The 19,496-nt window shown below is 66.2% G+C and carries 21 protein-coding genes; 19 read left to right on the top strand and 2 right to left on the bottom strand.

From position 1 onward, the window contains the following. Positions 1-30: 30 nt before the first annotated feature. Entirely contained in the window at positions 31-618 is a 588-nt protein-coding gene (locus tag M52SOB_RS13385; RefSeq protein ID WP_131112270.1) for a YqgE/AlgH family protein, read from the bottom strand. 27 nt (positions 619-645) lie between these two features. Here M52SOB_RS13385 and M52SOB_RS13380 point away from each other — a divergent pair, with 27 nt between their 5' ends. The 9 genes from M52SOB_RS13380 (at position 646) to M52SOB_RS13340 (ending at position 10,792) form a co-directional block, all read left to right on the top strand. Then, positions 646-2,052: a cryptochrome/photolyase family protein gene (locus M52SOB_RS13380; RefSeq protein WP_131112269.1), complete on the top strand. Its 1,407-nt coding sequence runs from the start codon at positions 646-648 to the stop codon at positions 2,050-2,052. Between the two features lie 56 nt (positions 2,053-2,108). Then, the gene (gene thiD, locus M52SOB_RS13375) at positions 2,109-2,963 is read left to right on the top strand and encodes a bifunctional hydroxymethylpyrimidine kinase/phosphomethylpyrimidine kinase (protein WP_131112268.1); all 855 of its coding nucleotides are present in this window, start codon (positions 2,109-2,111) and stop codon (positions 2,961-2,963) included. Next, positions 2,941-3,600 (top strand): thiamine phosphate synthase, encoded by a 660-nt coding sequence (thiE, locus tag M52SOB_RS13370; RefSeq protein WP_131112267.1) that lies wholly within the window; start codon positions 2,941-2,943, stop codon positions 3,598-3,600. Before thiD ends, thiE begins: the two co-directional genes overlap by 23 nt. Next, positions 3,597-4,877 carry a glutamate-1-semialdehyde 2,1-aminomutase gene (gene hemL, locus M52SOB_RS13365; RefSeq protein WP_131112266.1) on the top strand — a complete coding sequence of 427 codons (1,281 nt, stop codon included), beginning with the start codon at positions 3,597-3,599 and terminating at the stop codon, positions 4,875-4,877. The genes thiE and hemL overlap by 4 nt, the downstream gene beginning before the upstream one ends. Positions 4,878-4,909: 32 nt before the next feature. Further along, positions 4,910-6,490 (top strand): putative bifunctional diguanylate cyclase/phosphodiesterase, encoded by a 1,581-nt coding sequence (locus M52SOB_RS13360; RefSeq protein ID WP_131112265.1) that lies wholly within the window; start codon positions 4,910-4,912, stop codon positions 6,488-6,490. A gap of 73 nt (positions 6,491-6,563) precedes the next feature. Next, positions 6,564-7,721 (top strand): efflux RND transporter periplasmic adaptor subunit, encoded by a 1,158-nt coding sequence (locus M52SOB_RS13355; protein ID WP_131112264.1) that lies wholly within the window; start codon positions 6,564-6,566, stop codon positions 7,719-7,721. A 5-nt stretch (positions 7,722-7,726) separates the two neighbouring features. After that, positions 7,727-8,401: an ABC transporter ATP-binding protein gene (locus M52SOB_RS13350; RefSeq protein WP_284155249.1), complete on the top strand. Its 675-nt coding sequence runs from the start codon at positions 7,727-7,729 to the stop codon at positions 8,399-8,401. After that, complete coding sequence (locus tag M52SOB_RS13345) at positions 8,388-9,590, top strand: ABC transporter permease (protein ID WP_131112262.1); 1,203 nt, start codon at positions 8,388-8,390, stop codon at positions 9,588-9,590. Before M52SOB_RS13350 ends, M52SOB_RS13345 begins: the two co-directional genes overlap by 14 nt. A gap of 2 nt (positions 9,591-9,592) precedes the next feature. Continuing rightward, positions 9,593-10,792, top strand: coding sequence for an ABC transporter permease (locus M52SOB_RS13340; protein WP_131112261.1), 1,200 nt, complete (start codon positions 9,593-9,595; stop codon positions 10,790-10,792). 6 nt (positions 10,793-10,798) lie between these two features. On the opposite strand, the gene polA is transcribed toward M52SOB_RS13340, so the two are convergent. Then, a complete protein-coding gene (gene polA, locus M52SOB_RS13335) occupies positions 10,799-13,501 on the bottom strand; it encodes a DNA polymerase I (protein ID WP_131112260.1) in 2,703 nt (900 codons plus the stop codon). Between the two features lie 9 nt (positions 13,502-13,510). Between polA and M52SOB_RS13330 the strand changes: the two genes are divergently transcribed. The 10 genes from M52SOB_RS13330 to rng are packed head-to-tail and all read left to right on the top strand — an operon-like array spanning position 13,511 to position 19,473. Next, a complete protein-coding gene (locus M52SOB_RS13330) occupies positions 13,511-14,239 on the top strand; it encodes an LOG family protein (protein WP_131112259.1) in 729 nt (242 codons plus the stop codon). Further along, positions 14,239-14,487, top strand: a complete 249-nt coding sequence (locus M52SOB_RS13325; protein WP_131112258.1) for a DUF4160 domain-containing protein — start codon at positions 14,239-14,241, stop codon at positions 14,485-14,487. The genes M52SOB_RS13330 and M52SOB_RS13325 overlap by 1 nt, the downstream gene beginning before the upstream one ends. Then, positions 14,474-14,773 (top strand): hypothetical protein, encoded by a 300-nt coding sequence (locus M52SOB_RS13320; RefSeq protein WP_131112257.1) that lies wholly within the window; start codon positions 14,474-14,476, stop codon positions 14,771-14,773. The genes M52SOB_RS13325 and M52SOB_RS13320 overlap by 14 nt, the downstream gene beginning before the upstream one ends. 9 nt (positions 14,774-14,782) lie before the next feature. After that, positions 14,783-15,124 (top strand): DUF2782 domain-containing protein, encoded by a 342-nt coding sequence (locus tag M52SOB_RS13315; RefSeq protein ID WP_131112256.1) that lies wholly within the window; start codon positions 14,783-14,785, stop codon positions 15,122-15,124. Positions 15,125-15,141: 17 nt separating this feature from the next. Beyond that, positions 15,142-15,939, top strand: coding sequence for a BPSS1780 family membrane protein (locus tag M52SOB_RS13310; RefSeq protein WP_131112255.1), 798 nt, complete (start codon positions 15,142-15,144; stop codon positions 15,937-15,939). Next, complete coding sequence (gene nadD, locus M52SOB_RS13305) at positions 15,932-16,582, top strand: nicotinate-nucleotide adenylyltransferase (RefSeq protein ID WP_131112254.1); 651 nt, start codon at positions 15,932-15,934, stop codon at positions 16,580-16,582. Before M52SOB_RS13310 ends, nadD begins: the two co-directional genes overlap by 8 nt. A gap of 3 nt (positions 16,583-16,585) precedes the next feature. Beyond that, complete coding sequence (gene rsfS, locus M52SOB_RS13300) at positions 16,586-16,942, top strand: ribosome silencing factor (RefSeq protein WP_131112253.1); 357 nt, start codon at positions 16,586-16,588, stop codon at positions 16,940-16,942. Beyond that, positions 16,939-17,409 (top strand): 23S rRNA (pseudouridine(1915)-N(3))-methyltransferase RlmH, encoded by a 471-nt coding sequence (rlmH, locus tag M52SOB_RS13295; RefSeq protein WP_131112252.1) that lies wholly within the window; start codon positions 16,939-16,941, stop codon positions 17,407-17,409. The genes rsfS and rlmH overlap by 4 nt, the downstream gene beginning before the upstream one ends. Before the next feature lies 1 nt (position 17,410). Then, entirely contained in the window at positions 17,411-18,028 is a 618-nt protein-coding gene (locus tag M52SOB_RS13290; protein ID WP_131112251.1) for a Maf family protein, read from the top strand. Continuing rightward, a complete protein-coding gene (rng, locus tag M52SOB_RS13285; RefSeq protein ID WP_131112250.1) occupies positions 18,025-19,473 on the top strand; it encodes a ribonuclease G in 1,449 nt (482 codons plus the stop codon). Before M52SOB_RS13290 ends, rng begins: the two co-directional genes overlap by 4 nt. Positions 19,474-19,496 lie beyond the last annotated feature (23 nt).

Raw genomic sequence — 19,496 nt, 5'->3', positions numbered from 1 at the left:
TGACCTCTGATCCCTGACCTCTGACCTCTGTCAAGCATGACCGGCGACTTCGGAGAGCTGGCTGAAATCGATGCCCAACAGCCGCATCGCGGCGGGCAGGCGCGCTTCCGGCGGCAGCGAGAAGATGATGTCCGGTTGTGCGGCGACGGTCAGCCAGGCATTCTGCGACAGTTCCCATTCGAGCTGGCCGGGCGCCCAGCCGGCATAGCCGAGCGAAACCAGCACGTCGGCGGGTTCGCCCGTTTCGCTCATCGACTCGAGGATGTCGCGCGAGCTGGTCAGGGCGATCTCGCTGCTGACGATGAGCGTCGATTGCCACTGGCCGGCCGGCCGGTGCAGCACGAAGCCACGGTCGGTCTGCACCGGACCGCCGAAATAGACCGGCAGATTGCGATAGCGCTCCAGCCGTTCACCGCGCGAGAGCGGCACGCTGACACGCTCGAACAGCGTGCCGAGATCGATCTCGAGCGGCTTGTTGACGATGATGCCCAGCGCCCCCTCGGCATTGTGTTCGCACACATAGGTGAGGGTGCGCGCGAAATGCGGATCGGTCATCGACGGCATCGCGATCAGGAAGTGATTCGCGAGGCTGACGGGTTCGAAGTTGCTCGTGCTCATGGTCTTTGCCCATTGTAATCTCTCGCCATGGAAAAAGACTCGGTCGCCCTCGTCTGGTTCCGCCGCGATCTGCGCGACTTCGACCATGCGGCGCTATCTGCCGCCTTGCGTTCAGCCGGGAAGGTGTTTTGCGCGTTCGTCTTCGACACCGACCTCCTCGCCGGCTTGCCGAAGACCGATCGGCGGGTCGATTTCATCCACCGCGCGGTGCTGGAGCTCGATGCCGCACTACGGGCCAAGGGCGGCGGACTGATCGTCCGTCATGGCCGGGCCGTCGAGGAGATTCCCCGGCTCGCGGCAGCGCTCGACGTGGCCAGCGTGCATGCCAATCGCGACCACGAGCCGTTTGCCCGCCGACGCGATGCAGCCGTGGCGCAGGCGCTCGCGGCCGACGGCCGGCGCTTCGCGGATTACAAAGACCAGACGATCTTCGAGCGCGACGAGATTTCGACGCGCGAGGGCAAACCGTTTTCCGTCTTCACCCCCTACGCGCGGGCCTGGCGGGCGAGATTGACGCCGCTCGATCTCGCCGAGCACGATTGCACGCCCAAGCCGGGACAGCTCGCCTTCCCCGGTGCCGTCCCACCAGCGCCGACTTTGCAGGAAATCGGTTTCGCACCGACCGACTTGAAGATTCCCTGCGGCATGAGCGGTGGCGAGCGGCTGTGCGAGGATTTCCTGACGCGCATCGACCGCTATCACGCCACGCGTGATTTCCCCGCCGTCAAGGGCGTTTCCTATCTGTCGCCGCACCTGCGCTTCGGCACGGTGTCGATCCGGCGTCTGGTCGCCTTGGCGCGGGAACGCAGTCTGACCCCTGACGGCGCGGGCGCCGCAGCCTGGCTCAGCGAGTTGATTTGGCGCGAGTTCTACCAGATGATCCTCTGGCAGCGTCCCGATGTCGTCACGCACTGTTTCAAGCGCGAATTCGACGCGCTGGCCTGGGATGAAGCGCCCGAGTTGTTCGCCGCCTGGGCCGAGGGACGCACGGGCTACCCGCTCGTCGATGCGGCGCAAAGGCAGCTCTTGCAAACCGGCTGGATGCACAACCGTCTGCGCATGATCTCGGCCTCCTTCTTGACCAAGGACCTCGGCATCGACTGGCGCTTGGGCGAAGCCCACTTTGCGCGTTGGCTGCTCGACTATGAACTGGCCAGCAACAACGGTGGCTGGCAGTGGGCGGCAGGCACCGGCTGCGATGCGCAGCCGTGGTTTCGCATCTTCAATCCGGTGACGCAATCGCAGAAATTCGACCCGCAGGGGAAGTTCATCCGTCGCTATGTGCCGGAGCTGGCTGATGTTCCGGACGAGTTCATCCATGCCCCGTGGAAGATGCCGACACCGCCGGCCGCTTATCCGGCGCCGATCGTCGATCACGCGGCGGCGCGGGCGCGCACGCTGGCACGTTTTGGCCGGCTGCGCGCGCCCGTTTGACACGGGCCTTTCGGTTACAATCGGCGCAACCCTGCCGCGCGCCGTATTCACCTGCCATGCCCCACGCCATCCCCCCCGTCGTCATGAGCATCGCCGCATCCGATCCGACCTGCGGGGCCGGACTGCAGGCCGATCTGCTCACGCTCGCCGCGCACGGATGCCAGCCGGTCACCGTCGTGACCGCGCTCACGGTGCAGGACACGGTCGGCGTCGAAGACATGCTGCCGCTCGATGCCGAATGGGTAGCGGCCCAGGCGCGGGCGTTGCTCGAAGACATGCCGGTGGCCGCCTTCAAGCTCGGGTTGCTCGGCAGCGTCGAGGCAATCGCCGCGGTGGCCGAGGTGCTCTCGGATTATCCCGATACGCCGGTGGTGTTCGATCCGGTGCTGGCCTCCGGCCGCGGCGATGCCTTCGCCGATGAGGATGCCGTCGATGCGATGATCGAGCTGATCCTGCCGCTCGCCGACATCCTGACACCGAACAGCCTCGAAGCGCGGCGGCTGGCGCAGGAGCTCGGTCCGGCGACGGCGGATCTGTCGGAATGCGCGCGCCGCCTGATCGATGCCGGCAGCCGGTATGTGCTGGTCACCGGCACACACGAGCCGGGCAGCTGCGTCGTGAATACCCTCTATGGCTCACATGGTCCGGTGCAAAGCTGCCGGTGGGAACGCCTGGCCGGCAGCTTCCACGGCTCGGGCTGTACGCTCGCCTCGGCGATCGCCGCGAATCTCGCCTGGGGGCAAACGATGCCGGATGCGGTGCGCACGGCGCAGGAATACACTTGGCAGAGTCTGGCCGCGGGTTTCCGGCCGGGCATGGGCCAATATGTGCCCAACCGGCTGTGGCGCAGCGCGTTCCGGCCGGATGATCCCACGGCGGAGGTCGACTATGTCTCACTCGACGGAAGGTGAGCTGGCGCTCTCCGGCGTCTATGCGCTGACGCCGGACGACAACCTGCTGCCGCGCCTCCTGGCGCTGGTCGAAAGCGCTCTCGCCGGCGGCGTGCGTTGGGTGCAGTATCGCAACAAGATGGCGCCGCCCAGTCTGCGCCGCATCGAGGCGAGTGCATTGCTCAAAGTCTGCAATGCCCATGGCGCGAAACTGATCATCAACGATGACGTCTGGCTGGCGGTCGAGATCGGCGCCCACGGGGCTCATGTCGGCCGCGATGACCTGCCGGGCGGCAGTTTGGAGACGGCGCGCAATGCGCTCGGCCCGAACCGCATCCTCGGCGTCTCCTGTTACGACGACCTGGCGCGCGCCGAAGTCGCGGTGGAGGCCGGCGCCGATTACATCGCCTTCGGCAGCCTGTTCCCCTCGGTCAGCAAACCGCAGGCGACGCGCGCCTCGCTCGAGGTGATCCGCGAGGCGAAACGACGTTTTTCGGTGCCGGTGGTGGGCATCGGCGGCATCACGACGCAGAATGCCCGCCAGGTGTTCGAGGCCGGCGCCGACATGATCGCCGTGCTCTCCGATCTGTTCGACGCGATGGACATCAGGAAGCAGGCCGAAAAATTCCATCAGCTGTTCAAGGAACACCGTTCATGACTACCCGCAACGAAGCACTGTTCGCCCGCGCCCAAACCACCATCCCCGGCGGCGTCAATTCCCCCGTGCGCGCCTTCCGCTCGGTAGGCGGCGTGCCGCGCTTCTTCACGCGCGGCGAAGGCGCCCATGTCTGGGATGCCGACGGCAAGCGCTACATCGATTACGTCGGCTCCTGGGGACCGCTGATCCTGGGTCATGCCGATCCCGACACGGTACGCGCCGTGCAGGAAGCCGCCGCGAAGGGGCTCTCTTTCGGCGCGCCGACCGAAGCCGAGATCGAGCTCGCGGAGCTGTTGGTCTCCCGCGTGCCGAGCCTGGAGATGGTGCGCCTCGTCTCCTCGGGCACCGAGGCGACGATGAGCGCGATTCGCCTCGCGCGGGGTTTTACCGGCCGCGACATGCTGGTGAAATTCGAAGGCTGCTACCACGGCCACGCCGACAGCCTGCTGGTCAAGGCCGGCTCCGGCATGCTCACCTTCGGCAACCCTTCTTCGGCCGGTGTGCCGGCGGATCTCGCCAAACACACGCTGGTGCTCGACTACAACGATGCGCAGCAGCTCAGCGACGCCTTCCGCCAGCATGGCAACGAGATCGCCTGTGTGATCGTCGAGCCGGTGGCCGGCAACATGAACCTCGTCGCGCCCAAGCCCGAGTTCCTGGCGACGATGCGCGCGCTGTGCACGCAATACGGCGCGGTGCTGATCTTCGACGAAGTGATGACCGGCTTTCGCGTCGGGCCGCAATCGGCGCAGGGGCTCTACGGCATCACGCCCGATCTGTCCACCTTCGGCAAGGTGGTGGGCGGCGGCCTGCCGCTGGGCGCCTTCGGCGGCCGGCGCGAGATCATGGAAAAGATCGCCCCGCTGGGGCCGGTCTATCAGGCCGGCACCTTGTCCGGCAATCCTCTGTCGGTTGCCGCCGGGCTGGTGACGCTGAAGAAGATCGCCGCGCCGGGGTTCTTTGAAGGCTTGAGCGCGAAGACGAGTGCGCTCGTTACCGGGCTCGTCGCGGCGGCGAATAAGCATGGCGTGACGTTCTCTGCCCAGTCGGTCGGCGGCATGTTCGGCCTTTATTTCGCCGCCACGCCGCCCACTTCCCATGCGGAAGTGATGGCCTGCGACCGGGAGGCTTTCAATCGCTTCTTCCACGCCATGCTCGAAAAAGGCGTCTATCTCGCCCCTTCGGCCTTCGAGGCGGGCTTCGTCTCTGCCGCGCACACGGAAGCCGACATCGCGGCGACGGTGGCGGCGGCCGAGGCGGTGTTCGCCGGTCAGTGAAATTCGGCGCTGGCGGGACGGCACACAGCCATATGTTCAGCCTGACGCGCTACTTCTCGACCCTGTCCTTCATCTTCATCGCCCTGGCAGGCGGCCTGGTGGGCGCATATTTCGAGAGCGAAGCGGTGCGCAACGCCGTGTTCGCGGTGCTGACGCTGCTGTTCCTGTTCCAGCTGCTGGTCGTGCGCCGCGCGCAGGGGATTCTCGATCAGCAGAGCCGGGCACTCGAAGCGGCGAACCGCGAGCTCGATGACCGCGTCAAGCAGCGCACCCGTGAGCTGGAGGCCGAAGTGATCGAACGACGCAATGCCGAAGCGCGTCTCGATCATCTCGCCCACCACGATCCGCTCACTGGCCTGCCGAACCGGCTGATGTTCATCGAGACCCTGAGGCACAGCCTCGCGCTGGCCGCACGGGGCAAGCGTCGCCTCGCGGTGCTGTTCATCGATCTCGACCGTTTCAAGGAGGTCAACGACACGCTCGGCCACGGCGTGGGCGACGAGCTCCTGATCGCCGTGGCGCATCGTCTCGCCGGTCATCTGCGCAGCTCGGACACGCTGGCGCGGCTGGGCGGCGACGAATTCGTCTGCATCCTCGAAGATGTCAATGATTCCGCTGAAGCCGGGCGTGTTGCGGAGAAACTGCTCGGGCTGCTCGCCCAGCCGTTCGACATCCTCGAGCACGAGCTGTTCGTCTCGGCCAGCATCGGCATCTGCCTCTATCCGGACGATGGTACCGACGTGGACACGCTGGTGCGCAATGCCGACACGGCGATGTATCAGGCCAAGGCCATTGGTCGCGGCTGCAGCCATTTCTATTCGCCGGAAATGACCACCTACGCGCGTGAGCGCAACCGTCTCGAAGCCCTGTTGCGTAAGGCCATCGAGGCCAACGAGCTGGCCGTGCATTACCAGATGAAAGTCTCGCCCGACGGCCGGCCCACCGGCGCCGAGGCGCTGCTGCGCTGGTACAGCGCCGAGCTCGGCGAGGTTGCCCCGGTGCGCTTCATCCCCCTCGCCGAAGAAACCGGCATCATCGTGCCGCTCGGCGAATGGATCCTGCGCCAGGTGTGTCGCCAGATGGTCGCCTGGCGCGCAGCCGGGCTGGCGATTCCGAAGGTGTCGGTGAACCTCTCGGTGAAGCAGATCGAGCGCATCGACATCGTCGCCCTGGTGCGCACGGTGTTGGCCGAGACCAACCTCGATCCGGCCGCGCTCGAACTCGAGATCACCGAATCGGTGATCATGAACATCGGCAACGTGTTGTCGATCCTCGACAGACTGCATGGCCTGGGCGTGCATTTGGCGATCGACGATTTCGGCACTGGCTATTCATCGCTGTCTTATCTCGGCAAGCTGCCGGTCAATACGCTGAAGATCGACCGTGCCTTCGTCACCGGCATCGGCGGCCGCGGCGACGACGAGGCAATCATCCGCACCATCCTGTCGCTGGCCCGCAGCCTCGGCCTGACCACCGTGGCCGAGGGTGTCGATCAGGCCCATCAGGTCGACTTCCTGCGCCGGCTCGGCTGTGACGAGATTCAAGGCTATTATTTCAGCCAACCCCAGCCGGCCGATGCCTTCGTCGCCCACTGGCGGCGCCTTTCCGGCTGAAATGGAACCCAGGCCACCGGGGTGCCGTCTTACTACCGCCGAGTTTCACGATCTCATTCCAAAGTTCGAGTCCATGAACCCATTGCTGCGCCGTAGCCTCATTGCGTTCGTCATCATTGCCCTCGCCAGCGCCGCTGGCTGGTGGTTCACGCGACCAAAGCCGATCCCGGTGCGGCTCCATACCGTCGCCACGGGCAAGGTCGAGGCCACGCTAGCCAACACACGCGCCGGCAGCATCGAATCCTGCCAGCGCACCAAGTTGTCGACCATCCTCGGCGGGCGCATCGAATATCTCGGCGTCAAGGAAGGCGACCGGGTCGAAGCCGGCCAGGTGCTGATGCGCTTATGGCGCGACGACTTGTCGGCGCGCGTGCAGGTCGCCGAGGCGCAGCTCGCCACTGCGCAAAGCCGCGCCAATGAAGCCTGCACCGTCGCCGACAACGCGGAGCGCGAAGCGAGCCGTCAGGAAACGCTGGCGGCCAAAGGCTTCATCTCCACCTCGCGCGCCGAGGCTGCGCGCACCGAGGCCAAGGCGCGACGCACCGGCTGCATCAGCGCGAGGAAGGACATCCAGACCAGCGAACGCCAGCTCGCTGCGGCGCGCGCCGATCTGGGGCGCACCGTGATCGTCGCGCCCTTTGCCGGCACGGTGGCGAAGATCGTCGGCGAGGTCGGCGAATATTCGACGCCTTCGCCGCCGGGCGTGCCGACGCCGCCGGCGATCGACCTGATCGATGACTCGTGCCTCTATGTGAAGGCGCCGATGGACGAGCTCGATGCGCCGAAGATCAAGCCGGGGCAGGCCGTGCGCATCCGTCTCGACGCCTATCCGAACCGTACTTTCTCCGGCCACGTGCGGCGCATCGCGCCGTATGTGACGGCGGTCGAGAAGCAGGCGCGCACCGTCGATGTCGAAGTCGATTTCGATACGCCCGACGAGGCGAAGGGTCTCTTGGTCGGCTACAGCGCCGACGTCGAAATCCTGCTCGAAGCCCGCGACGACGTGTTGCGCATTCCCACTGCCGCGCTGCAGGAAGGCAACCGCGTATTGGCAGTCGATGCCGAAGATCGGCTGGAAGCCCGGCAGATCAAGCCGGGGCTGGCCAACTGGGAATGGACCGAAGTGCGCGAAGGCTTGAGCGCCGGCAGCCGCATCGTGCTCTCGCTGGAGAAGGAAGGCATCAAGCCCGGCGCGCACGTCGTCGAAGAATCCGCCGCCGGGGGCAAGTGATGCCCTTGATCGAGCTCTCCGGCATCGAGCGCGTCTTCCGCCTCGGTGACAGCGAAGTGCATGCGCTGGCGAACCTCGATCTCGTCGTCGAGGCTGGCGAATACCTCGCGGTGATGGGCACCTCGGGCTCGGGCAAATCGACGCTGCTCAACCTGCTGGGGCTGCTCGATCGGCCGAATGCCGGCACTTACCGGCTCGAAGGGCGCGACGTCACGACGCTCTCCGCCGACGAGCGGGCACGCGTGCGGCGCGAGAAGATCGGTTTCGTGTTCCAAAGCTTCCATCTCGTGCCACGGCTCACGGCGGCCGAGAACATCGCGCTGCCGCTGATGCTCGCCGGCATCCCGCCGGCCGAACGCACGCAACGCGTCGATAAAGCGTTGGTGGATTTCGGTCTCGCCAACCGTGCCGATCATCGGCCCGACCAGCTCTCCGGCGGCCAGCGCCAGCGCGTTGCCATCGCGCGCGCGACGATCATGCGGCCGGCACTGATCCTCGCCGACGAGCCGACCGGCAACCTGGATCACGCCACCGGCAGCGAGGTGGTCCAACTGCTCGAGACGCTCAATGCCAATGGCGTGACGCTGATCATGGTCACCCACGATGCCAGCCTCGGCGCCCGGGCGCGGCGACGCATCGTGATGCAGGACGGGCGCAAGATCGTCGATGAAACCGGCTGACACGCTGCGCTTCGCCACGCGGGCCGCGACCGGCTATCCGCTGCGCACCTTACTGATGGTGCTGGCGATGTCGATCGGGGTGGCCGCCGTGGTGGTGCTCACCGCGCTGGGCGATGGCGCGCGCCGTTACGTCGTCAATGAGTTCGCCTCGCTCGGCAGCAGTCTGGTGATCGTCCTGCCGGGACGTTCCGAGACCGGCGGCTTCAATCCGGTGAATGCGATCACCAGCACGCCGCGCGATCTGACCGTCGAGGACAGCCAGGCGCTCACGCGTGCGCCGGCGGTGCTGCGCTCTGCACCGATCGCCGTGGGCACCTCGGAAGCCGTCTGGAACGGCAAGCTGCGTGACGTGACGCTCGTCGGCACCAGCGCCGATTACCTGAAGCTTCGGCGCATGGCGCTCGCCCAGGGCCGTTTCCTGCCTGCCGAGGAACCGAATGCCGCGGTCGCGGTGATCGGCGCCAAGATCCAGACGGAACTGTTCGGCGCCACGCCGGCGATCGGCCAGGTGCTGAGGATCGGCGACCGGCGCGTGCGCGTCATCGGCGTGCTGGCGCAAAGCGGTCAGGGGCTGGGCATGAACGCCGACGAGATCGTCATCCTGCCGGTGGCGGTGGCGCAGGCGATGTTCAACTCGAACACGCTGTTCCGCATCCTCGTCGAGGCGAAAGACCGCTCGCTGATCGAGCAGGCGAAGGTGCAGACGCGCGAAATCCTCAAGGCGCGCCACGACGGCGAGGAAGATGTCACCGTCATCACCCAGGATGCAGTGCTGAAAACCTTCGACCGCATCCTGTCTACGCTCACCTATGGCGTGGCCGGCATCGCGGCGATCAGCCTCGCCGTGGCCGGTATCCTGGTCATGAACGTGATGCTCGTCGCGGTGACGCAGCGCACCGCCGAAATCGGTCTGTTGAAAGCGCTCGGCGCCGAAGGACGGGCGATCCGCAACCTCTTCCTCGCCGAAGCCGCGCTGCTTTCCGCCGCCGGCGCCGTAGCCGGTTATCTGCTCGGTGTGGCCGGCGCCTTCGCGCTGCGCACCGCCTTGCCGGTGCTGCCGGCCTATCCGCCGAATTGGGCGGTGGTTGCTGCGCTCATCACCGCGCTCGTCACCGGACTGCTGTTCGGCGTGCTGCCGGCGAACCGCGCCGCGCGGCTCGACCCGGTCGAAGCCCTGATGAAACGCTGATCATGCTCGCCCGCGACCTCTTCAAGCTCTCGGCGCGCGCGCTGCTTGCCCATCGCATGCGCAGTTTTCTCACGCTGCTCGGCATCGCCGTCGGCATTGCTGCGGTGATCCTGCTCACCAGCATCGGCGAGGGCGTGCATCGCTTCGTGCTCGAGGAATTCACCCAGTTCGGCACCAATGTCATCGAGATCGCGCCGGGCAAGACCAAGGCCAGCGGCGGGCCGGGCGGCTTGCAGACGACGGTGCGGCTGCTGACGCTCGAGGATGCCGAAGCGCTCGGGCGCCTGCCGGGGATCGTCGCGGTGACGCCGAACGTCTGGGGCAATTCGGAAGTGGCGGCGAACGGCCGCCTGCGTCGCACCACGGTGCAGGGCGTCGGCCCCGGCACGCTGGAAATCATGAAGATGACGATGCAAAGCGGCAGCTTCCTGCCGGCCGAGGATCTCGAACATGCCCGCCCGCTCGCCGTGCTCGGGCCGAAGCTCAAGCAGGAACTGTTCGGCAGCGACAATGCCTTGGGACAGCGCCTGCGCATCGGCGGCATGCAGTTTCGCATCATCGGTGTCGTCGCGCCGAAAGGCCAGTTCCTCGGCATGGATCTCGACGACACCGTGTTCATTCCCACCGCGCGGGCGCTGGAACTCTACAACCGCGAGGGGCTGATGCGCATCCATCTCACCTATCGCGAGGGCCTCGCCGCCAATGACGTCGCCGCAAGCGTCAGGTCGGCGCTGGCGGCACGGCACGGCCGCGAGGATTTCACGCTGACCACACAGGAGGACATGCTGCGCACGCTCTCCAAGATCCTCAACGTGCTGACGCTGGCGGTCGGCGCCCTGGGCGGCATCTCGCTCCTGGTCGGTGCGGTGGGCATCGTCACGATCATGACGATCGCGGTGACCGAACGCACCAACGAGATCGGCCTGCTGAAAGCGCTCGGCGCCCGCGAGCGCACCATCCTCGGCATTTTCCTCGCCGAGGCAACCGCGCTCGCCGCCATCGGCGGTCTGCTCGGTCTCGTGCTCGGCATCGGCATCGCCCAGCTCGCCCACCTCGCTTTCCCGGCCTTGCCGGTGCACACGCCCTTGAGCTTCGTGATCCTGGCCGAGACGGTGGCCGTCGCCATCGGCCTCATGGCCGGCGTGCTGCCGGCGCGCAATGCCGCCCGGCTCGATCCGGTCGAGGCGCTCAGGGCGGAGTGAATCGACTCAGTGCGCCTCGTCCCAGTTGGCGCCGACGCCGACTTCGGCGACGAGCGGCACGGCGAGCTTTGCCACCCCGCTCATCAGCTTCGGCAGGGCCTCTTTCACGACTTCGAGCTCGTCTTCCGGCACTTCGAGCACCAGCTCGTCATGCACTTGCAGGATCAGGGCCGAGCGCAGCTTCTCCGCATCCAGCCAGTTTTGCACGTTGATCATCGCCAGCTTGATCAAGTCCGCCGCGGTGCCCTGCATCGGCGCGTTGATCGCCGCGCGTTCCGCAGCCTGGCGGCGTCCCGGGCTGCCGGAGCGAATCTCCGGCAGCCACAGCCGCCGGCCGAACACCGTCTCGACGAAGCCCTGCTCGCGCGCCTGGGCGCGGGTCGTCTCCATGTAGCGCGCCACACCAGGGTAGCGGGCGAAATAGCGGTCGATATACGCCTGGGCCAATCCGCGTTCGACGCCGATCTGCTTGGCGAGCCCAAAGGCGCTCATGCCATAGATCAGGCCGAAGTTGATCGCCTTCGCGGCGCGGCGCTGCTCGGCAGTCACTTCGAGCGGTGTCACGCCGAACACCTCGGCCGCGGTGGCGCGGTGGATGTCTTCGCCGCGCGCGAACGCGTCGAGCAGACCGGCATCGTTGGAGAGATGCGCCATGATCCGCAGCTCGACCTGCGAATAGTCGGCGCTGACCAGACGGCATCCCGGCGGGGCGACGAAGGCGGCGCGGATCTTGCGGCCCTCCTCGGTGCGGATCGGAATGTTCTGCAGGTTGGGGTCGGAGGAGGCGAGCCGCCCGGTGACGGCCACCGCCTGCGAATAGCTCGTATGCACGCGGCCGGTGGCGGGATTGACCATCTTCGGCAGCTTGTCGGTGTAGGTGCCTTTCAGCTTGGCGAGCGTGCGGTGTTCGAGCAGGCGCTTGGGCAACGGGTAATCCTCGGCGAGTTTGGCGAGCACTTCCTCGTCGGTCGAAGGCGTGCCCGAAGGGGTTTTCTTCAACACCGGCAGGCCGAGACGCTCGAAGAGGATTTCGCCGAGCTGCTTCGGCGAGTTGAGGTTGAAGGGGCCGCCGGCGAGCTGATGCGCTTCGGCTTCGATTTCCAGCAACCGGCGGCCGAGCGCGTCGCTTTGCGCGGCGAGCGCGGCCGTGTCGATCAACACGCCGTGACGCTCCATGCGGAAGAGGATGGCCGCGACCGGCAACTCGATGTCGCGATAGACATGGGCGAGCTTGCCTTCCGCCCGTAATCGGGGGGATAGCACGCGATGCACGCGCAGCGTGACGTCGGCATCCTCGGCGGCATAGGCGGTGGCGCGTTCGAGCGGCACCTGCGCGAAGGAGATGCGGCCGGCGCCCTTGCCGGTCACCTCGTCGTAAGCGATCGTCGCGAGCCCGCAATGACGTTTGGCCAATGCGCCGAGCTCGTGCGATTCGTGCGCCTCGAGCACATAGGATTCGAGCAAGGTGTCGTCATGCACGCCACGCAGGTCGATGCCATGATTGGCCAGCACATGGCAGTCGTATTTGAGGTGCTGGCCGAGCTTCTTGTGCTGCGCCGATTCGAGCCAGGGCCGCAATTTCTCCAGCGTCGCTTCGAGCGGCAATTGCGCCGGTGCGCCGGCATAAGCGTGAGCGAGCGGCAGGTAGGCGGCCTCGCCCGGCGCGATGCAGAAGGAGAGGCCGACGAGGCGGGCCGCGAGCGGATCGAGCGCGGTGGTCTCGGTGTCGAAGGCGACGAGCTCGGCGCTCATGATGCGCGCCAGCCACGCATCGAGCTGCGCCTCGGTGAGGATGCATTCGTAAGCCGAGCGGTCGGGGTGGGTGGGATCGGACGGCACCGGCGTGGGTGCCGTCCCACCAGCGCCGACGTTCATGTTGTCCAGCTCGCGCAGCCAGCTCTTGAAGTCGAGTTCGGCGTAGAGCGCCCTGAGCTTGTCGACGTCCGGCGCGGCGGGGGTGAGATCGAGCGGCGGCAGTTCGAGATCGCAGCGCACCGTGACGAGTTTCTTGCCCAGCGGCAGGAAGTCGAGATGCTGGCGGAGATTCTCGCCGACCACGCCCTTGATTTCGTCGGCATGGGCGATGACGCCGTCGAGCGAGCCGTATTGCTGCAGCCATTTCGCCGCGGTCTTCGGCCCGACCTTGGCGACGCCCGGCACGTTGTCGACCGTGTCGCCGACGAGCGCCAGAAAGTCGACGATGCGCTCCGGCGGCACGCCGAATTTTTCCTCCACGGCCGCGACGTCGAGCTTTTCGTTCGTCATGGTATTGACCAGCGTGATGTGGCGATCGACGAGCTGGGCGAGATCCTTGTCGCCCGTCGAGATGACGCAGTCCTCGCCATGTGCCGCGGCTTGACGGGCGAGCGTGCCGATCACGTCGTCGGCTTCCACCCCTTCGATGCACACGAGCGGCCAGCCGAGCGCGCGGATCAACGCGTGCAGGGGTTCGATCTGGGCGACGAGCTCCTCGGGCATCGGCGGCCGGTGCGCCTTGTACTCCGGATACCAGTCCTCGCGAAAGGTCTTGCCCTTGGCGTCGAAGACGACGGCGCGCCGTGTCGCCTGCGGATAGTCATTGACGAGGCGGCGCAGCATGTTGATCACGCCATAGATCGCGCCGGTGGGCTTGCCCGAGCGGCTTTTCAGATCGGGCAGGGCGTGAAAAGCGCGGTATAAATACGATGAACCGTCTACGAGCAGGAGCATGCAGGAAAAATGAGCGCGAAGGACAAGTTGCCGAAGATTGCCGATCCCCGGCTGGCGGCGCCTGCCAATTCGGCGCGCGAGGCCTGGCGGGTGTTCGGCATTATGTCAGAGTTCGTCGAGGCGACCGAGCGTCTGGCCGCGGTGCGTCCGGCGGTGTCGATCTTCGGTTCCGCGCGCATCGGGCCCGATTCGCCGTGGTATCAGATGACCGAGCGCATCGCGCGGCTGCTGTCCGATGCCGGCTTCTCGGTGATCTCGGGCGGCGGCCCCGGCGTGATGGAAGCCGCCAACAAAGGCGCCTTCTTCGGCAAGAGCCCGTCGATCGGCCTCAACATCCAGCTGCCGATGGAGCAGAAGGCGAACCCCTATCAGGACATCTCGCAGACCTTCCGCCACTTCTTCGCGCGCAAATACATGTTCGTGCGCTTCGCCAGCGCCTACGTGGTGATGCCCGGTGGCTTCGGCACGCTCGACGAGCTGGTCGAAGCGCTGACGCTGATCCAGACCAACAAGTCGCCGCGCATTCCGCTGATTCTCGTCGGCAACGGCTTCTGGGACGGACTCGTCGACTGGTTCCGCAACCGCCTCGTCGCCGAGGGCATGATCAATCCCGAAGACATGGAACTGATCCAGATCATCGACGAGCCGGAAGCGATCGTCGCGGCGATCTTCAGGCACTACGAAGGGCGCGGTTTCGAACACATCCCGGCCGAACACGATCTACTGCTTAATCTCTGATGGGCACGCTTTTGCGTCTGGCGGGCTGGCGCGTCATGATTTACACACTCGACCATCCCCCGCCTCATGTGCATGTCGTCGGGCCGGGCGGCCGGGCGAAAATTGCCTTAAACTGCGCAGGCGGGATGCCGCTGCCAATCTCTGCTTTCGGCATTCGTCCCGACGTATTGAAGGAATTGACCCGCACCATCGCGGCCAACCAAACGATGTTGTGCGAAGCCTGGAGACGGACTCATGGAACCGCTTGACGAAGCCATCGCGCGCGCCTTCGAGCGGGGCGAGGCGCTACGGCGCCGCGAGCCTCGGGCCGTGGCAGCACGTTATGATCGTGCGACGCGCCGTCTCGTGCTTTCATTGCAGGGGGATGTCGAAATCGCCATACCTGCGGCGCTGCTTGGGCTGCCGGCGGAGGTCGATCTTTCCGACGTGCGGGTCGAGGGAGGCGGCTACGATCTTTATTTCCCTGCGCTCGACGAAGGCGCCTATGTTCCCGATCTGTGCCGAGCTGCCATCGAACACCGACTTGCCGCCTGAAAGGTTCCCATGAAGCGTCCCGCCCTGCTACTCCTGTCCTTGTGTCTTGCTGCCGCGGCATTCGCCCAGACGAAGCCTAAGCTTGAGCCCCTGCCCGAGCCGCCGCCCCCTCCGCCTGGTCTCATCGACGAGGCCACGCTCGAGCCGCAGGTGACGATCCGCAAGCAGGGCGAGGACAAGATCGAGGAATTCCGCATCAACGGACGGCTCTACATGATCAAGGTGACGCCGGCGCATGGCAAGCCCTATTACCTCGTCGACCGCAAGGGCAACGGCAACTTCATCCAGGAAGACACCTCGGTCGGCGACAAGGGCATCTCCGTGCCGATGTGGGTGATCCACACCTTCTGAGGCACTGACGCAGCTCCATGCAAGCGCGCCTCCTGCCCGCGGCCCGCGGCGTGTTCTGGCTGTTCGAGGGCTTCCGCCTGTTCCGTCGCAATCCGCCGCTGATCACCGCGGCAACCCTCGTCTATCTGCTTGCCGTGCAGCTCCTCGCCTTGCTGCCGCTGATCGGAGCGGTGTTGTTGCCGCTGCTGCTGCCGGCGATGACGCTGATCGTCGCCAACGCGTGCCGTCTCGTCGATCGGCAACAGACGCCCGGCAAGGCGGCGCTGCTTTTCGGCCTGTCCGGCCACGGCAACAACTCTGCGGCCCTGCTGCGCCTGGGCGCCCTGCAACTCGCAGGCGCGCTACTGGTCGTGCTGCTCACGACGCTGATCGGCGGCGGTGAAGACCCTTTCGCCAACGCGCTACTGTCCGACACGGCCGATACCCCCGCGGATCCCGCCGCGCAGGCGGCTGTGCTCGGCAAACTCGCGCAGGTGCTGCTGCTGGCCACACCGTTGATCATCGCCTTCTGGTTTGCGCCCTTCCTGGTCGGCTGGGATCGCGTCGCGCCGGGAAAATCGCTGTTCTTCAGCACTGTCGCTTCCTTGCGCAACTGGCGCGCGATGCTGATGTTCTCGCTGGCGGCCATCGCCGTCGCCGGCATCCTGCCCGGCTTCATCCTGATTCTCGTTGCGCAGATCTCCGGCATGGCGCTCTCCGCCGCGTTCGTCGCTTTGCGCATGGTCCTCGTCTTCCTCGTCGCGCCGGTGCTGACGGCGAGCATCTACGTCAGCTATCGGGACATCTTCACGCCCTCCGACGAGATGCATGCTTGAGCCGATCGGCATCCTGGGCGGCACTTTCGATCCGGTGCATCGGGGGCATCTCGCGCTCGCCCATGCCGCGCTCGACCGGCTGGGGCTGGCCAAGGTGCGCTGGATTCCGGCCGGGCATCCGCCGCATCGCGCGCCGCCCCATGCGACCGTCGAGGACCGGCTGGCGATGGTGCGGCTGGCGATCGCTGATGAACCGCGCTATCAGCTCGATGACAGCGAAGCGAAGAGCACGCTGCCGAGCTACACGGTGGAAACGCTCGAACGCCTGCGCCGGCACTATGGGCCCGACCGGCCGCTGGTGCTGCTGATGGGCGCCGACGCCTTTTATGGACTGCCCAAGTGGCACCGCTGGGAGGACATTCTCCGGCTTGCCCACATTGCAGTGGCGACCAGGCCGGGCTTTCCGCTGACGGGGCTGGCCGGCACGCTCGCCGATCTTTTCGGCCGCTGCCGTCTTGTCAGCGCCGACTTTTCGCAGTCGCCTGCCGGCGGCATCCATGCCTTCGAGCTCATCGCCGGTACCGTCTCGGCCACCGAGGTGCGGATGCTGATCGCTGCCGGCGCGCCCGACGCCAAGCTGCTCGAATTGCTGCCGCCGGCGGTTCTCGACTATATTCGTCGCCATCATCTCTATCGCGACTGATTCATGGACATCCGCAAACTGCAGCGCATCGTCGTCACGGCGCTCGAAGACGTCAAGGGCAAGGACATCCAGGTCATCAACACGCGCAAACTTTCTGACCTGTTCGGGCGTATCGTCATCGCCACGGGCGATTCCACTCGCCAGGTGCGCGCGCTGGCGAAGAGCGTCGAGGAGAAGGTGCGCGCCGCCGGCGGCGAGATCCTCGGCGTGGAAGGCGAGGAGGCCGGCGAATGGGTGCTGGTCGATTGCGGCGATCTCGTCTGTCATGTGATGTTGCCCAAGACCCGCGCCTATTACGACCTCGAATCGCTCTGGCAGACCCGGCCGAAGCGCGCCGCGCCGGCCAGCCCGCAGACGTGAAACTCGTCGTGATCGCCGTGGGCACACGTCTACCGGACTGGATGAACGCCGGTTTCGCCGCATACGCGAAACGCATGCCGCGCGAGCTGCCGCTGGAACTCATCGAAATCAAGCCCGAGCCGCGCAGCACCGGCAAGACGGTGGCCGCCATGATGGCGGCGGAAGCGAAGCGCATCGAAGCGGCGCTGCCTGCCCGCTGCCGCCGCGTCGTGCTCGACGAACGCGGCGCGGCGCTCGATACGCATGCGCTCGCCAAACGTCTTGCCGAGTGGATGAGCATGGGCGACGACGTCGCGCTGCTGATCGGCGGGCCCGACGGCCTCGATCCGGCGCTGAAGACGAGCGCCCATGAGACCCTGCGGCTGTCCTCGCTCACCCTGCCGCATGGTCTGGCGCGCGTGGTGCTGGCCGAGGCCTTGTATCGCGCCGCGAGCCTGAACGCCGGCCACCCCTACCACCGCGAATGACATGGCCACGCTCGAAGCGCGCATCCATCTCGCCTCGCAAAGCCCGCGCCGGCGCGAGCTCTTGACGCAGATCGGCGTGCGCTTCGATCTGCTGCTGTTCCGCGGCGGGCCGCGCGCCGATCCGGAAACCTGTGAAGACGCGCTGCCCGGTGAAGCGCCAGAAGCGTATGCGTTGCGCGTGGCGATGGCCAAGGCACGTCATGGCCAGCAGATCCAGGCGCTGCGCCATCTGCCGCAACGCATCGTGCTGGCCGCCGATACCACGCTCGATGTGGACGGCGAAATCATCGGCAAGCCGCGTGACGATGCCGATGCGCTGGCGATCTTGAGCCGCCTCTCGGGGCGCACCCACCGCGTGCTGACGGCCGTGGCGGTGGCGTATCAGGGGCAGATCGAGACGCGCCTGTCGGCGAGCGAAGTGCGCTTCCGCGAGCTCAGCGATGCAGAGATGCGCCGTTATGTCGCCAGCGGCGAACCGCGCGACAAGGCCGGTGCCTATGGCATCCAGGGACGGGCGGCGATCTTCGTCGCCGAGATCCGCGGCAGTTTTTCCGGCATCGCCGGCCTGCCGTTGTGCGAGACGGCGCTCCTGCTGAGAGATTTCGGTTATCCGATATGAATGAAGAATTCCTGATCAACATCACCCCGCAAGAAACGCGCGTCGCCCTGATGCTGCAGGGCGCCGTGCAGGAGCTGCACATCGAGCGCGCCGGCGGCCGCGGCATCGTCGGCAACATCTATTTCGGCCGCGTCGTGCGCGTGCTGCCCGGCATGCAGTCGGCCTTCATCGAGGTCGGTCTGGAGCGCACCGCCTTCCTGCACGTCGCCGACATCTTCAGTGAGAAAAACGGCAACGGCCGACCGATCGAACGGCTGATCAACGAAGGCGAGACGCTGATGGTGCAGGTGCTCAAGGACCCCATCGGCGGCAAGGGCGCGCGCTTGTCGACGCAGATCTCACTCGCCGGTCGCCTGCTGGTTTATCTGCCGCAGGAAAAGCACATCGGCATTTCGCAGAAGATCGAAGACGAAGCCGGCCGCGAACGGCTGCGCGAGCGCATCCAGCAATTGTTGCCGGCGGACGAGAGCGGTGGCTTCATCGTGCGCACCATGGCCGAGAATGCCACCGACGAGGAGCTCGCCGCCGACATCGCCTATCTGCGCCGTCTTTGGCAAGAGATCCGCCATCGCGCCCAGAACGCGACGGCCCCGGCGCTGCTGCACCACGATCTGACGCTCGCCCAGCGCGTGCTGCGCGATCTCGCCGGGCCGGAGACGACGCGCATCCTCGTCGATTCGCGCGAGAACTTCCACAAGCTTCACGCCTTCGCCGAGGAGTTCATGCCACAGCTGGCGCCCCTGCTCGTCCATTACACCGGCGAGCGGCCCCTGTTCGATCTCTATGGCGTCGAGGACGAGATCCAGAAGGCGCTGGCGCGACGCGTCGATCTCAAGTCCGGCGGCTATCTGATCATCGACCAGACCGAGGCGCTAACGACCATCGACGTCAATACCGGCGCCTTCGTCGGCGCGCGCAATTTCGACGACACCATCTTCAAGACCAACCTCGAAGCGGCGCAGACCATCGCCCGCCAGCTGCGGCTCCGCAACCTGGGCGGTATCATCATCGTCGATTTCATCGACATGGAATCACCCGATCATCGCACCGCCGTGCTCGCCGAGCTGAACAAGGCGCTTTCGCGCGACCACACGCGCATCACGGTCAACGGCTTCACCCAGCTCGGTCTGGTCGAGATGACCCGCAAGCGCACGCGCGAATCGCTCGCCCAGATCCTCTGCGAACCCTGCCCGACCTGCGGCGGGCGCGGTGTGGTCAAGACCGCGCAGACCGTCGCTTACGAGATCCTGCGCGAGCTGCTGCGCGAGGCGCGCCAGTTCGATGCGCGCGAGATGCGCGTGCTGGCCGCGCCGGCGGTGATCGACCTGTTCCTCGACGAGGAATCTCAGGCGCTGGCGATGCTGTCCGACTTCATCGGCCGCACCGTTTCGCTCCATGCCGAGCCGAGCTACACTCAGGAGCAGTACGATATCGTGCTGATATAAAGCCAACGGAGAGAGGAGAAACC

This window comes from Sulfuricystis thermophila, assembly GCF_004323595.1.
GTDB lineage: Bacteria > Pseudomonadota > Gammaproteobacteria > Burkholderiales > Rhodocyclaceae > Sulfuricystis > Sulfuricystis thermophila.
The sequence above is the reverse complement of the archived record's forward strand: the minus strand, read 5'-3'. Positions and strand labels throughout refer to the sequence as shown.

Excerpts from the sequence above, each read along its gene's own strand:
- M52SOB_RS13385 (WP_131112270.1), bottom strand. The coding sequence starts at position 618 with ATGAGCACGAGCAACTTCGAACCCGTCAGCCTCGCGAATCACTTCCTG.
- M52SOB_RS13380 (WP_131112269.1), top strand. The coding sequence starts at position 646 with ATGGAAAAAGACTCGGTCGCCCTCGTCTGGTTCCGCCGCGATCTGCGC.
- thiD (WP_131112268.1), top strand. The coding sequence starts at position 2,109 with ATGCCCCACGCCATCCCCCCCGTCGTCATGAGCATCGCCGCATCCGAT.
- thiE (WP_131112267.1), top strand. The coding sequence starts at position 2,941 with ATGTCTCACTCGACGGAAGGTGAGCTGGCGCTCTCCGGCGTCTATGCG.
- hemL (WP_131112266.1), top strand. The coding sequence starts at position 3,597 with ATGACTACCCGCAACGAAGCACTGTTCGCCCGCGCCCAAACCACCATC.
- M52SOB_RS13360 (WP_131112265.1), top strand. The coding sequence starts at position 4,910 with ATGTTCAGCCTGACGCGCTACTTCTCGACCCTGTCCTTCATCTTCATC.
- M52SOB_RS13355 (WP_131112264.1), top strand. The coding sequence starts at position 6,564 with ATGAACCCATTGCTGCGCCGTAGCCTCATTGCGTTCGTCATCATTGCC.
- M52SOB_RS13345 (WP_131112262.1), top strand. The coding sequence starts at position 8,388 with ATGAAACCGGCTGACACGCTGCGCTTCGCCACGCGGGCCGCGACCGGC.
- M52SOB_RS13340 (WP_131112261.1), top strand. The coding sequence starts at position 9,593 with ATGCTCGCCCGCGACCTCTTCAAGCTCTCGGCGCGCGCGCTGCTTGCC.
- polA (WP_131112260.1), bottom strand. The coding sequence starts at position 13,501 with ATGCTCCTGCTCGTAGACGGTTCATCGTATTTATACCGCGCTTTTCAC.
- M52SOB_RS13330 (WP_131112259.1), top strand. The coding sequence starts at position 13,511 with ATGAGCGCGAAGGACAAGTTGCCGAAGATTGCCGATCCCCGGCTGGCG.
- M52SOB_RS13325 (WP_131112258.1), top strand. The coding sequence starts at position 14,239 with ATGGGCACGCTTTTGCGTCTGGCGGGCTGGCGCGTCATGATTTACACA.
- M52SOB_RS13320 (WP_131112257.1), top strand. The coding sequence starts at position 14,474 with ATGGAACCGCTTGACGAAGCCATCGCGCGCGCCTTCGAGCGGGGCGAG.
- M52SOB_RS13315 (WP_131112256.1), top strand. The coding sequence starts at position 14,783 with ATGAAGCGTCCCGCCCTGCTACTCCTGTCCTTGTGTCTTGCTGCCGCG.
- M52SOB_RS13310 (WP_131112255.1), top strand. The coding sequence starts at position 15,142 with ATGCAAGCGCGCCTCCTGCCCGCGGCCCGCGGCGTGTTCTGGCTGTTC.
- nadD (WP_131112254.1), top strand. The coding sequence starts at position 15,932 with ATGCTTGAGCCGATCGGCATCCTGGGCGGCACTTTCGATCCGGTGCAT.
- rsfS (WP_131112253.1), top strand. The coding sequence starts at position 16,586 with ATGGACATCCGCAAACTGCAGCGCATCGTCGTCACGGCGCTCGAAGAC.
- M52SOB_RS13290 (WP_131112251.1), top strand. The coding sequence starts at position 17,411 with ATGGCCACGCTCGAAGCGCGCATCCATCTCGCCTCGCAAAGCCCGCGC.
- rng (WP_131112250.1), top strand. The coding sequence starts at position 18,025 with ATGAATGAAGAATTCCTGATCAACATCACCCCGCAAGAAACGCGCGTC.